At 55.5% G+C, this 13574-nt stretch carries 14 protein-coding genes; 11 read left to right on the forward strand and 3 right to left on the reverse strand.

The window, feature by feature from the left end:
- Positions 1-123: 123 nt before the first annotated feature.
- A complete protein-coding gene (locus RUDLU_RS29340) occupies positions 124-2043 on the reverse strand; it encodes a sensor histidine kinase (protein WP_083940596.1) in 1920 nt (639 codons plus the stop codon).
- A 149-nt stretch (positions 2044-2192) separates the two neighbouring features.
- On the opposite strand from RUDLU_RS29340, the gene RUDLU_RS29345 reads away from it, so the two are divergent.
- The 11 genes from RUDLU_RS29345 (at position 2193) to RUDLU_RS0117630 (ending at position 9845) form a co-directional block, all read left to right on the forward strand.
- Complete coding sequence (locus RUDLU_RS29345; RefSeq protein WP_019989722.1) at positions 2193-2363, forward strand: DUF1059 domain-containing protein; 171 nt, start codon at positions 2193-2195, stop codon at positions 2361-2363.
- On the forward strand, positions 2353-2832 hold the full coding sequence (locus RUDLU_RS27665; protein WP_245581681.1) for a DsrE family protein: 480 nt from the start codon (positions 2353-2355) through the stop codon (positions 2830-2832). Before RUDLU_RS29345 ends, RUDLU_RS27665 begins: the two co-directional genes overlap by 11 nt.
- Before the next feature lie 21 nt (positions 2833-2853).
- The gene (locus RUDLU_RS29350; RefSeq protein ID WP_019989724.1) at positions 2854-3024 is read left to right on the forward strand and encodes a DUF1059 domain-containing protein; all 171 of its coding nucleotides are present in this window, start codon (positions 2854-2856) and stop codon (positions 3022-3024) included.
- A 106-nt stretch (positions 3025-3130) separates the two neighbouring features.
- On the forward strand, positions 3131-3445 hold the full coding sequence (locus RUDLU_RS0117595; protein WP_245581682.1) for a hypothetical protein: 315 nt from the start codon (positions 3131-3133) through the stop codon (positions 3443-3445).
- A gap of 94 nt (positions 3446-3539) precedes the next feature.
- The gene (rplU, locus tag RUDLU_RS0117600) at positions 3540-3857 is read left to right on the forward strand and encodes a 50S ribosomal protein L21 (protein WP_019989726.1); all 318 of its coding nucleotides are present in this window, start codon (positions 3540-3542) and stop codon (positions 3855-3857) included.
- A 92-nt stretch (positions 3858-3949) separates the two neighbouring features.
- On the forward strand, positions 3950-4222 hold the full coding sequence (rpmA, locus tag RUDLU_RS0117605) for a 50S ribosomal protein L27 (RefSeq protein WP_027303170.1): 273 nt from the start codon (positions 3950-3952) through the stop codon (positions 4220-4222).
- Positions 4223-4426: 204 nt separating this feature from the next.
- Positions 4427-5029 (forward strand): NifU family protein, encoded by a 603-nt coding sequence (locus RUDLU_RS0117610; protein WP_019989728.1) that lies wholly within the window; start codon positions 4427-4429, stop codon positions 5027-5029.
- Positions 5030-5124: 95 nt separating this feature from the next.
- Entirely contained in the window at positions 5125-6552 is a 1428-nt protein-coding gene (locus tag RUDLU_RS0117615; RefSeq protein WP_027303171.1) for a DUF5723 family protein, read from the forward strand.
- Positions 6553-6582: 30 nt separating this feature from the next.
- Positions 6583-7881 (forward strand): sodium:proton antiporter NhaD, encoded by a 1299-nt coding sequence (gene nhaD, locus RUDLU_RS0117620; protein WP_019989730.1) that lies wholly within the window; start codon positions 6583-6585, stop codon positions 7879-7881.
- A 66-nt stretch (positions 7882-7947) separates the two neighbouring features.
- Entirely contained in the window at positions 7948-8655 is a 708-nt protein-coding gene (locus RUDLU_RS0117625; RefSeq protein WP_019989731.1) for a hypothetical protein, read from the forward strand.
- 140 nt (positions 8656-8795) lie between these two features.
- Positions 8796-9845, forward strand: a complete 1050-nt coding sequence (locus RUDLU_RS0117630; RefSeq protein ID WP_019989732.1) for a DUF3500 domain-containing protein — start codon at positions 8796-8798, stop codon at positions 9843-9845.
- A gap of 89 nt (positions 9846-9934) precedes the next feature.
- Here the strand turns inward: RUDLU_RS0117630 and RUDLU_RS0117635 are convergent, their stop codons facing one another.
- The gene (locus tag RUDLU_RS0117635; protein ID WP_019989733.1) at positions 9935-11377 is read right to left on the reverse strand and encodes an MBL fold metallo-hydrolase; all 1443 of its coding nucleotides are present in this window, start codon (positions 11375-11377) and stop codon (positions 9935-9937) included.
- Between the two features lie 26 nt (positions 11378-11403).
- Complete coding sequence (locus RUDLU_RS27670; protein ID WP_019989734.1) at positions 11404-13338, reverse strand: gluzincin family metallopeptidase; 1935 nt, start codon at positions 13336-13338, stop codon at positions 11404-11406.
- Between the last annotated feature and the right edge of the window lie 236 nt (positions 13339-13574).

Consider the following 13574-nt stretch of genomic DNA (forward strand, 5'->3'; position numbering starts at 1 on the left):
GAGGGGCAACAGGCGGTATTGATACGAAAATAGGATACATTGGTTTCGGATGGTTTCGGGTTTCAGTCTTTTTAGTGTTCTGCAATGGGTCCTGTCCTTTCTGCCTACCGTCCGGTTACCCGATTACGAAACTGACACAGGTTGATTCGCTTGCTTAGGTTCGGTACGGAGGCTTTGGGTAGCCGTAGGGTACGGTACATCGATCACGACGAGCGTTCCGCCTTCGCCTGCTTCGCGCCACAGCCGGGCACCAATGTACTCGGCCCGCAACTGACTACTGGTCAGGCCCAGGCCGGAGGAGCTCTCGTCGGTTGCGACGGCCCGACTACCCAGGCCATCATCGTCGACCGTGATGGTCAGGTGGTCGGTGTGATACAGTAGCTGCACAGCCGCCCGGGCGGCCTGCGCGTGCTTGTTTATATTTTGGATTAGCTCTGACACAATCCGGTACAGGTTCAGTTCGGTGTCGGTAGCCAGTCGGTATTCCGGCCCGGCTGCCACAAACGAGAAGCGGGTCGGCTGGTGGGGTTGACTTTGTACCAGCTGCTCCAGTGCCGACCGCAGACCAATCCGGGCAAATTCGGGGGGCATCAGGTTGTGGGCAATACGCCGGAGGTCGTGGCTGCTTCGTTGAATGAGGGGTTCTAGAATGTCGATTTGTCGGGCGGCATGCGGGTCGTGGAGGTGTTGGCGAATGTCGGCCAGTCGTCGGCGTATAGTGGCCAGGGTTCCGCCGAGATCGTCGTGGAGGTCGGCGGCAATGCGTTGGCGCTCGGTTTCCTGGGTTTGGATTTGGGTCAGAAGAATTTGTGCCTGCTGTTCGGCGAGCTGTTGTTTTAATTGGTGCTTAGCCCGGTTGTTTTTGTAGATGAAGCCAATCATCATCAGACTCGTTTCAATGAAAACAACGGCTTTTGTTTCCAGGTCTGTGTCTACATCATTCGACCCATTACTAAGATCAGTGGCATACGTCAAGGTTACGTATGAGACCAATAAGGGAATAAATATCCAGAAGAAGAGCCGTGCGTACTGGCGTCGCTCAATTAATCCTTTTATCAGGATGTAAAGCAGGCCACTAATCCCTACAACCGACAAGGCTATACGGGATATTACCGCCAGTTCGAGAGAGGAAGGTGTATGTAGCGTGAGCAGAAAAAGACCAGATAACGTCAAACCAATCATTAGAGGTGCATACCATTTGGTAAACTGCCGGCTAACCATAATGTCCGACATGAAACTACGCCCCGACAGGCAATAGAAAAGCGTAATCAGGGTGGTGAAAACATCGACATACTGGTTCAGCAAAGGGTTAAGTGGCTCCCGGTTAATGTATTGTATGCCAAAGCGTAGAAAATAAAACAAGAATGTGCCGAGTGCATACAAGCCGTACCAGAGGTTGCCCCACTCACTGAACGAAGAGTCGAAGAAATAGGCGATAGAGATAATAAAGACGAATAACAAAACACAACTAACGATACCGTCGGTTAGGGTAGCTATCTGTATCCGGGCGAGCATCGGTTCGTGGTCGTGCAGGCTTACCGGGATGATGATGCGCTGATACTGCGAGCGAACAGCCAGAAAAATGGTGGCCTTTTGGCCTGCTTCAAGGGTTATCGGCAGGACGTTCTTGGGGTGAGGAAACGGCCGTTGGGCCAGTGGTATTCCCCAGCCTGTGCGCGGAAAGGCAAACACCGGCTGAGGAGGCCTAAGGGCGTATGCCTGTATCGATTCCAGCCGGGGATAGTAGATGTAAACAAAAAAATGGGTAGGCCGACTGCGCTTGTTACGAATCGTAAACATTAACCAGTTTGTAGACCGGTTACGACCAAAATTGATGTTATGCCGGATTGCTTTAAGCAGGGATGGCTGCTGGAGTAAATCCTGAATAGATACCTGATTGGTTGAATCAATAAAAACGGCGGCATCGGATATGACTTCCAAGTCAGACGTATGATTGGCAATGACAGAACGTGATTGAGCATGGCTTCGCCCCTGCAACACGATCAGGAGAAGCAGGAGGTTGTAGATTAGGCGATGGCCCATACTGATGCTGATTTCAACTAAGAACGGCTAAAAGTACAACCTCCGAATCCGCCTAAAAATACCCCTTTCGGGTGATTGACCTGCCGGTTTGTAACGAACATCTTTGTTATGCCTGTTCACACTTATTAGGGTATGTAAAAATACTGTCTATGAAAACGTTACGATGCAAAGATGTGGGTTTCGACTGCCCCGGCGTCATTCAGGCCCAAACCGAAACAGAGGTGCTTCAACTAGCCGCTCAACATGCTCTTGAGGCCCATCAGGTGAGCGTTACGCCTGAAATGGTTGAACAGATTAAGCCTCTGATTCATGATGAATAGCCATCAACAACGCTCGATGAGCTTCCGCAGCCACTATTGGCTCGCCGTTTTATGCTTGCTGCTTACCTGCGCCACTACCTATGCCCAGTCATCCGTCACGCCTAAAAAAATGAAGTTCCTGATTCACATCACCTGCGGCCCCGACAACCCCACCAAAGCCGCTCTTGGGTTTCTGGTAGCCAAAACGGCCCTCACCGAAGGCCACAGCGTCACGCTCTTTCTGGCGGGCGATGCGGCCGTGCTGCTCCGCGATGCCGACCTCGACAAGGTCGAAGGGCTGGGTACGGGCAAACTCCGCGAACACTATGATGCGATTGTGAAAGCGGGCGGGCGGTTCTACGTGTCGGGTATGTCGGCCAAAGCACGGGGTATGACCGATGCCGACATCAGCAACAAACCCGCCGAGTTTGCCATGCCCACCAAACTGGTTCAGCTTGCCGCCGACAGTGATCGGATGTTTACGTATTGACAACCAAACCCCAATACACCCATGAAAACGCTTAAATGCCGCGATGTGGGCTTCGACTGCGATGCGCAGGTACGGGCCGAAACCGAAGAAGACGTACTGACACAGGCCGCGCAACATGCGCAGGCTGCCCACGGTGTCACCGTCACGCCCGAAATGGCGGAGGGTATCAAAACGCTCATTCACGACGAGTAACCCAAAACTCCTAAACCAACCAACGCATGAACGCCCGGAACTATTCTCTTTTGTTGCTTTCGTCTCAGTGCTGTATGGGCTGGGGCTTGTGTTTGCCCCTCAATTTATGGCAGGCCAGTATCTGACTAACCCCGACTGGTTTAATCCCGGCACGGCATTCATCGCGCAGGGCTGGGGTGCGCTGCTGGTTGGTACGGGCGTGGGTTGCTGGACGGTGCGCAACGACGGTCTCACCACCGGAAGCCGAGCCATGCTGCTGTTGCTGCTGGTGACCAACGCAAGCTGGATTGTGCTACACATCATGGCTATCCTCAACGGCGTCGAGACCTCGCTGGCCTGGTTGCAGGTGGCTATGTCGGTGGTAGTGAGTAGCTGGTCGGCCATGCTGCTGCGGCAACCGGCGCGGGTGGTGGTCGAGTAAACAGGGCAGGTCTTCTAAAAACGAAGCCGTTAGCCCTTGCCAAACGGTTGACTTTTTTCTATCTTTGCACCCTCATTTTCAAGTTATACAAATCATGTACGCAATCGTAGAGATCGCAGGACAGCAGTTTAAGATCCAGAAAGGCCGCTCAATCTATACCCATCGGTTAGCGGGCGACGTGGACGCTGTACTTGCATCCGACCAGATCAAAGTTCTGCTCGTTGACAACGAAGGAACCATCTCGGTTGGCGCACCCGTTGTGGAAGGTGCAGCCGTTTCGGCCAAAATTGTTGAACACCTGAAAGGCGAAAAAGTAATCGTCTTCAAGAAGAAACGTCGGAAAGGCTACAAGAAGAAAAACGGTCACCGTCAGTATCTGACCAAAGTACAAATCGAAGACATTACTCTTTAACGTTTACAGTATTCGGTTTACAGTTTGCAGTTCTTATCGGCTGTTTCTTCAACTGAAAACTGAGGACTGGAAACCGAAAACTTTTTAAGAAAATGGCACACAAGAAAGGTGTAGGTAGTTCCAAGAACGGCCGCGACTCGATCAGCAAGCGATTGGGTGTAAAACTCTTCGGCGGCCAGAAGGCCATTGCCGGTAACATCATCGTTCGTCAGCGGGGTACGGTTCACCACCCCGGCAAAAACGTAGGCTTGGGTAAAGACCATACCCTGTTTGCGTTGGTCGACGGTACGGTACAGTTCCGCCCGGGCCGCGCCCGTCGTTCATACGTTGACATCGTTCCGGCTGCGGAAGCGACGGTGGCTTAATTGCCCCGATCAACGGTATGACCCAAAACCCGCTTTGCTTCGGCAGAGCGGGTTTTGTTTGTTTGGCGCAACTAAAAAAAACAGAGCGCTGTTTCTGAGAAGGCTGTACTGACCTGGGTTGATACTCGGCCGGTTATGCAGTATCAAACAAAAGGTCATTCACAAAGGCGAGCTAAATACCGCCTGTTTCGTAATCATAAAGGCATGAACTCACTCCTTCGTCGTCCGATTTCCATTTTTGCCCAGCAAAACCCCAACCCGAACTCAATGAAGTTCGTGCTCAATGTCGAACTGGCCCCCGATGGCCTTTCGTTCGACTATGCCGAACCCGGCGAAGCCCTGCTCGACGGGAAAGCGTCGCCCCTGGTGGTGGCCCTGTTTGGCTTTGAGTTTGTGACCCGGGTGTTTATTGCCAGCAACTTCGTTACCATCACCAAAGACGACGCGACCGACTGGGACGAGGTAATGTTCGAACTGAAGCAGTTTCTGAAAGAATATTTCGAAGACCAGAAGCCGGTGTTTGCCCCCCGTACCATGGAGGCCAACACGGTGCGTGTAGAGGCCGATTCGGAAACAGTGCAGAAGATCAAAGCGGTACTGGAGCAGTACGTGCGGCCGGCCGTCGAGTCCGACGGGGGAGCCATCAATTTTCACTCGTTCGATGAGCAATCGGGTACCGTAAAAGTCTTATTACAAGGATCGTGCAGCGGTTGTCCCTCGTCGACGCTGACGCTCAAAGCCGGTATCGAAAACCTGATGACGCGCCTGGTGCCCGAAGTGAAACTCGTAGAAGCCGAAGGCGTATAACCGGGTTCCGGTTCCTCAGGGGTGTTTCCTTTTCCTCGAAAATTTGGGCTTTGTTAGGGCGTGGTGCGTTATTTGAACGATCAATGCCCCTGAACATGATATATACAAAATGGTTAGGGCCGGTCTGCCTGTTGCTGAGCGCAACAGTAAGTCCGGCTCAAAATTTTCTGGGAATCTCAACCAGTCCTAATACCGGTACGCACCGCACGTACCTCAATCCGGCCCTGGCCGCCGAAACGCCCCATTGGCTGTTTCTGCACGCTGGATCGGCAAACCTGCACGTCAATAATAACTTCGTGCGGTATCAGGCTCCATTTTCGTTGCTGAAACTGTTTACGGGTAATGTCCCCGACGCGTACCGGCAAGCCAACGGCAATGTTCGGTTTGAGTCGGACTATACCACCGAAATTCTCGACGGTAAGCCCAAAAACGCCACCGTTTGGGGCGAACTGCGTGGGCCTGCTATTCAGATGCGCTTAGGCCCAACGGCCGGGGTGCTTACCTTCTCGACCCGCCTGCGTGGTATTGGGCAGGTCAATGGGGCATCGGAGCAATTGCTATCGGCATTGCGGGCCAGTCTGAACACCTCCAGCTTGTACAGCATTCCGAGCCGCGACAACCGGTTCGGGGTCAATACGAACGCGTATGCCGAATTGGCCCTCTCGTACACCAATACCATTGTCGATGCCGACGGGTTCCGGGTGTCGGGTGGCCTTACGGTAAAGCGGCTGCGGGGTTACTCGGCCGGTTCGTTTGTCAACCGTGGGCTCGATTATCAGCTCGAAGCCGGCACCGGCCCCAATGCCGACCCGGCGCTGGTGGTCTCGCGGGTGAATGCCGACCTGGCGTACACTACCTTTCTGGAGAATCGGCGGCTCACCCCATCCACGCTCTTTTCGGCCAGCGCACCCGGCCGGGGCTGGGGCTTTGATCTGGGTGTATCGGTGCTGTTGCAGTCCGACGATGACCGACTGCTGCAACTCGGCCTCGGCCTGACCGATCTGGGCGGTATGCAGTATACGGGCGAGGTGTACGACGTGAACCAGCGGAATGTGCGGTTCGAGGCCGATGATTTCAACTCGACCAACGTGGGAAGTTTTGAGCAGGTGGCTACGGTTATTCGGAATCGGTTAGGGATTCTGGAAGATGCCGACCCCTCGCTGTTTCGGGTAGGGCTGCCCACGTCGCTGAACCTCACCGCCGATTATCAACTATCGGCCCGAACGGGCATCAGTGCCGTTTGGTTGCAAAATGTACGAGCCGCCGACGACCCGTCTGTCCGGCAGCCGTCGCTGGTGAGCATTGCCCCCCGTTTCGAGACAGGTGTGGTGGGGTTGTCGTTACCGATTACGTACATAAACCGGGGATTTACGCTGGGGCTGACGATCAAGGCGGGGCCGGTGCGCGTGGGGTCCGACAATCTGCTCGGCCTGTTGGGTAGTGGACAGAATGGCCTCCGGCCGCGTGGCACCGACATTTACGCTGGCGTTATGCTGGGCATCAAAAGCCGCGACGAGGAGTAGCAGACAAGGGGCTGCTGCTATCTTTGCGGCATGATTCTCGCCCTTATTCTGACCTTTGTGGTTGGGTACACACTCATCACGCTCGAACATCCGCTTCGGATTAATAAAACGGCTACCGCCCTCATTACAGGCGTAGTATGTTGGGCGGTGTATGCCCTCACGGCTACCGAAAGCCACCGGGTGGGTGAGCAACTGACCGAGCACCTGGGCCATACAGCCGAAATCCTGTTTTTTCTGCTGGGGGCCATGACTGTGGTCGAGTTGATTGATGCGCATGATGGCTTTACGCTCATTACCGACCGGATTGCCAGCCGTAATACCCGTACACTGTTCTGGATTATCAGTGTGCTGGCCTTCTTTCTGTCGGCCCTGCTCGATAACCTTACTACAGCCATTGTGATGGTTTCGGTAGCCCGCAAGCTGGTGCGCGACGACGAACAACGGCGCGTGATGGCTGGGCTGATTATTATTGCGGCCAATGCCGGCGGGGCCTGGTCGCCCATTGGTGATGTGACCACCACAATGCTCTGGATTGGGGGGCAGATCACCACCGTAAACATCATCACAACTGTGTTTCTGCCCAGTCTGGTGGCGCTTCTGGTGCCGCTGCTGCTACTCACGTTCCGAACCTCGACGGAGGCTACGGCTTTTGTCCCCTCGCCCGGCGAAGTGGGTGTCAGCCGCCCGTACGTAGATGCCACGGCCCGGCGCGACCGGCGGCTCATGCTCGCTATCGGGCTTGGCGGTATGTTGTTTGTCCCGATTTTCAAGGCGCTTACGGGCCTGCCGCCGTACATGGGCATGATGCTCGTACTGGGCGTTATCTGGGTCGCGTCGGAGCTGATTCATAGCGATAAAGACGAGGCCGACAAAGAGCCGTTTACCCCGGCTTACGCCCTGAGCAAGATCGACGCACCCAGTATTCTGTTTTTTCTGGGCATTCTGTTGGCCGTGGGCTCGCTGGAGGCAACGGGTGTGCTACGGAGCCTGGCCGGGTCGCTCGACGCGGCTGTGGGCAACCTGGACCTGATTGTGGTGCTCATCGGGCTGGTGTCGGCCGTAGTGGATAACGTGCCGATTGTGGCTGCGGCCATGGGTATGTACGAGCTGTCGACGTTCCCGGCCGATGCCAAACTGTGGGAGTTTCTGGCCTATTGTGCGGGTACAGGCGGCAGTATTCTGGTGATTGGGTCGGCGGCTGGCGTGGCCGTGATGGGTATGGAGAAGCTCGATTTTGGGTGGTATCTGCGCAAGATCAGCGGATTGGCCCTGCTGGGGTATCTGGCCGGAGCCTTGACATATCTGGCCTTTTTTGCCTTGCTGCACTAAACTGTTTTTGCCCGAAATTTTCGTTATTTAGGCCCATTATCAAGACGACCAAAAAACAGAACCATCATGAAAAAAGCAATTGTAGCTTTCCTGTTAGCCCCTTTCCTCTACGGGCAGGCTGTAGCCCAAACCTTACCCTCGGCACAGGAAGTAATGGATAAGTACGTAGCGGCTGTTGGCGGTAAAGCCATGCTCGCTGGGATTCAGGATATGCGCGTTGAAATGTCGACGGAATTCAACGGAAATCCCGTGCTGATTACCCGCAAAATGAAAGCGCCCAACAAATTTGTGCAGATTATCAACGCCAACGGGATGGAGGTAATGCGCATGACGGGCGACGGCAGCAAAGTGAGCATGGGCGGTATGCAGGGCAGCCGTACCATGGAGGGTAAAGACGCGCAGGGCATGATTTTGATGAACACCCTCTTCGGTGAACTGCGCTATGCCGAGATGGGCGTAAAAAGCACCGTAGCGGGTGTAGAAGCCGTAAACGGAAAAGATGCTTACAAAGTTGATCATGCCTCGGCCGATGGCTCGGTGACCTGGTCTGATTTTTACGATAAAGAGTCGGGCCTGAAGGTGCAAAGCGTGGCTACCCAAAATACTCCCCGTGGCCCCATGACCCAAACTACCACTTATGCCGATTACAAAGACTTCAAAGGGCTGAAATACCCCACTACCATGGCGCAAACCGGGGGCCGGGCTATGCAGATGAGCGTAGACAAAGTAAAAGTCAACGACGGTGCCAAAGACTCCGATTTCGAGGTGAAATAACCCAACCCTAGATTGGGTACTGAAGCCGCCGGGACATAACCGGCGGCTTTTTGTTTGTGGGTAAGCCCCGCTTGCGAAGCCACTGGAAATGAATCGGTAAGACTGAGGCCCGGCGGTCTTTTCGTCTAAACGCTATCCTGATGTACGCTTCCCGACTTTTTTTCTTCCTATGGCTGCTGGGGCCGTGGGCGGCTTTGGCCCAACCGGCCGCGTCGACCGTAACCGACTCTATGCGTGAGGCTGCCCGGCAGTTTGCTCAAACATTGTCGGCTGAGCAGAAGCAGCAGGCAATGTTTACGTTCGACCACGACGAACGGTTTGTGTGGCATTACACGCCCGTCAGCCGCAAAGGGTTGTCGATGAAGGGCATGACGGAGCCACAGCGCCGGGCGGCTTTGGCCCTGCTGCGTACCGGCCTCAGTGACGAAGGCTACCGGAAAGCACTCGAGATTATGGATACCGAAAATGTGTTGCGGGTGGTCGAAAACCGGCCCCCTAATGATACCTACCGCGATCCCGACAATTACTTTCTGACGCTCTTCGGCGACCCAGAAGGCACTCAACCCTGGGGATGGCGTTTCGAGGGACATCATTTGTCGGTGCAGTTTTCGTCGCTCACGGGCCGGATTATGGGCGCTACCCCTTTGTTTTTAGGCAGTAACCCGGGCGAAGTTCGGGCCGAGGTACCGCAGAAGGGGCGGCAGATTCTCCGGCGCGAAACCGAGCTGGCGTTTGCCCTGCTCGAAACCCTCTCGCCCGAACAGCGGCAACAGGCCGTACTGGCTACCCGTGCTTACAACGATCTGGTGACCGGCAACCGTCGCCGGGCTTCGCTCGACCGGATGGATGGCCTGCCGTTAGCCCAAATGACCGCTCGCCAACGCACGCTATTTCTCCAATTACTCCAGACGTACTTAGCCAATTACCGGGTTACGCTGGCCAAACAGCAATTAGAAAAGCTCGAAAAAGCAAACCTCGACTCACTGCGGTTTGCGTGGGCGGGTGGGCTTCAGCCGCAATTGGGCACCGGCGAAAACGGTTGGTACTACCGCATTCACGGCCCCACCATTCTGATCGAGTACGACAATACCCAGAACAATGCCAACCACATACATACCGTTGTGCGCGACCTCACCAACGATTTTGGCGAGGATATGCTCCGAACCCATTACGAGCAGCGAAAGCATTGAGGGAATGGATAAATGAGACTGTCAGCTTTTCATTGTTCATTCTGCACTATCCATTATCCATTTTGTTTTGACTCAGTACGTGTAAGTTATCAAATTGTGTACTCAGTCCAGAGGGGCCACGCGGCACCGGGGCGTTTGTCGGGGCAGTGGCGTAGGGCGTTCAGAAACGCTTGCTGGTCCGTGGCATCGGGCACCGAGGGGTAGCGCGGGTCGGGCAGGGGAGGTGTGTATCCATCGGCCTGAATCACGCGCCCCCGTGTTTTCTCGACCAGCCGTTTATACAGGCCGCCAAAAGGCATATCCCACTTCTTTTTCTGCCGGGCAAACGTTTCATCGACCGGAATCATAGCCACCAGATCGGGGTGGGTCATGCGTTCGAGGCCCTGCTCGCGGAGGGTGGCGTTGTGGCTACCGTGATGGCCCACTTTGTAAAACACCGTTTTGGCTAACAGCTGCTGCGTGGTCAGATTAGGGAAACCGGTCCAGCTACAGCTGTCCCACGATAGCCAGTTGCCCACCTGCGCATCGCCCGGAAAAAGCAGCACCCGCCCCGAGTCGACCAGCTCAATAGCCAGCGCAAGGCTCGTGTTGTTGGTGTCGCCGTCGAGTTGCAGAGCCAGGTCGCCCACAGCGTAGAGCCAGTCGTTGTCGATTCGGCGATAGTGCTGAGCTGTACCGGACGGGTCGGTATCGTTCCAGTATCGTTCGCAGAAAAACGGGTCTTTCTGGGCGTCGGCAATACTCATTTGGTACGACAGGTCGAACGGCACAGCGTCGCGCCGGTCAGGGGTGGTGTCGGCTTCGTCGGAGGCCGGAATCAGCAGGGCATAATTGCTGCGTTCCTGCCCGCCAAAATGGTAGACCTCCGGTCGGCTGCGGGTGGGGTCGCTTTTGCGGATCAGCTCCGATCGGGGTGGCCCCAGCACAAAAAAGCGCACGTTGGGCAAGGCGTCTACAGACGCTATCGATCCCGGTTCAACGTACACGACCGGCCGCTCAGGATCGGTGGGGGCTTCCTTCAGAAACCGCAACGCCTTTTGGTTGATGCTCAGTCGGTCGTCGGCGGCCAGCGGTTCGCCAAACCCGGCAAACTCCAGCACCGATTCAACGGCCGCGAGGGCATCCGGGCTCATACCCCGCCGGGGGTCGTGCCGGAGTTGGGTCATTGTTTGTTCCAGTTGCCCGGCAAACCCGCTCATAGTGGCTTTTAGGGCGTTGGCCATCGGGTCGGCGGGGTTTTCGGTCCAGGCGAGCCATACCTGACCAATCTGAATCTGCGCCCGAAACAAATCCTGCGCGTACCAAAACCCCGACAGGTGGTCCTGGTGCTCGTGCGTGGCGACTACCACATCGAGCCGACCGTGGGTCGTTTGGGCAATATCGCTGACAACGGCGTTGAGAGTTTCGCGTTCGGCTGGCGACCCCCTGAATAACCCACAGTCGATAAGCATGAACCACGGCCCGGTTTTGCCCTCGAACCGGAGCAGAAAACAGTCGCCGAGTCCTACATTGTACATTCGGATGGTTGTCATTGTCGGAGCTGGTTAAAAATCAGGGGTTAGCGGTGCAAAAAGGCAAACGGTTCGCGGTTGGCCAGCCCGAAATACATAGCCCGGTTGTTGGGTGTATTGCGTTGGTTGGTGACGTAGGCAATCTGCTCGGCCAGTCGGCGTTCATCCCGGAAATTCTTTCGGATGCAATACCGCAACTTGAGCCCGGTGAGATCGAAAATAAGCGTGCACCCGCCCCGAAACCGAATGGTAGAGCCATCGTCGGCCGTCACGTCGCGTCGTTGGGTAAGCACCACAATGGCCTGGCTGACGGTGTCACCGTCGGGCGTAACCCGCTGGGCCTGCCGCACCGAATGCACCTCAAAAACAGGTTTCTGATCGTTCCAGACTGGGTCTTTCGTCAAGCTCAGCCCCGTCAGGTCGTCGAACTTGTGGGTATCGTTCATCTTGCTGATTTTGCTGTGAATGAGCCCTTTCACTCCTTGGAAAAAGTTGTACGAATCTTCGCGGGTTTTTACATCCGAAACCTTGAAGAGTTTGTCGCGGAGAATTTTGGTGAGCGTCCGAAAGATTTTGCCTTCTTCAAATTCCTTCAGCTTCTCGTCGGTTACTATCTCCCAGCGCAGGCTCTCAGGCGAGAGCGTTTTGATGCCCTTGGGATAGATGCCGCGCTTCCGAAACGCGCCGATAATAGCCAGCCGGTAGTTGTGGGTATCGTCAGAAACCAGATCGTAATCGGCCGTAATCAGGGCGCGGAGATAATCACCAAAATTCAGGTCGACGGGTGGGCAGTAGTCGAGCGCCCGGATGCACATATTGAGCAAATGCCGGGCTGTTTTGGCCGCTTCGCCCGCAAGCCGCTTCACCAGATCGGGGTGCAGGTCGCCCTGCGGCAGAATACCGGTGCCGTTGGTGGCAATTCGGAGAAGATCCTCGCTGCGGCTTTTGTACAGAATCAGAAAGCTCTCAAACAGGGCCGCCAGCAAAATATTCCCGCGTGCATGGGCCTCGGTAGTGGTTTCGTAGTCCGACGGTTTAGGGGTTTTGATCTGCCACTGCCCTGTTTCCGGGTTTATCTCGCCGATGGCGTCGCGCAGGGAATTACGCTTGCCCCGCGCCAGGCCAAACTGCTGCCCGAGCTTGCTCAGATAACTTTGGGCTGATAAATCGCCCCGGGTTTCGGCAATTTGCTGGTAGAGTACTTCGGGGAAGGTGAAGTGCTGAAAAAGCGCGACGATGTCCGAAAAAGCCTCGTGAAAGGCTAGGGCGTCGGGGTTGGTGTTTTCTACGTAGCGCCGGTGCATCCCGTCGAGCACGGCATGGGTCATTTCGTGGGCAATAATGTCGTGCGAGAGGCAGGTAAACACCAGCCCGCCCGGTAGTTGGCCGGTGGTGTTATCGTTGAGGGCCGGAAAATAGCCGAACAGAATGGCCTTTTTATCGGGGCTATAATACGCGTTGGCCTCGCGCAGGGCGTGCGGGTACAGGCGCAACCGACGCACAAACGCGTGCCGCCCCTGCACCTTGCCGGAATCGTCGGTCGTCTCGTGGTAATCGTTCCAGAATACCCACCGGCCCAGCGCCCGCTCCATGTTCTGAATGGTGGTCATGGCTACGGCATACACCATCTGCTGATGAAACTGCGGGTTGCCCTCCGAGGGGGCTAGGCCGTCCTGGGCCAGCATGTAGGGGTCACTCAGATCGACGGGGTGGTAAAACACCCCACTCGCCGGGTCGTAGTCTACCACTTCGAGGTACTCGCCCACCGGCCCTTTGGAGAGGGTACCGCCCGTATCGGTTTCTTCCTCTTCCCAACGCACCTTGTACACCACCTCGTTGATGGTCGCCGTGGCTATTTCGAGCGACAGACTGGGGTCGAAGGCGTAGCCGCGCAGTTTGCGGTAAGGAGGCACCGGGCAGGTAGTCGGTGGGCTTTTGCGCTCGGTCTGGAGCCGCGATTCCTGGGGCGAATATTCGAGCATGAGCAGCGTAAAAAAGGCTAAAGAGGGTCAGAAATGCCTACTGAGAAGGTTGTATGAGGTCGGTTGTCTATACTTAAAGATACGCAAAAATGGGCGTTTTTTCAAGGGGGATTTTCCCGTTTTTAGGTGTTGGTAAGCGGCTGAAGACAGAGGGGCCGGGTTCGCTCAGGAGACTTATTGAGGTTTCGGAAACGGACGGTACAGTATGGCGGTTGTACAAGAAGAGGGATCTCGTT

The sequence above is a fragment of the Rudanella lutea DSM 19387 genome (genome assembly GCF_000383955.1).
Taxonomy (GTDB): domain Bacteria; phylum Bacteroidota; class Bacteroidia; order Cytophagales; family Spirosomataceae; genus Rudanella; species Rudanella lutea.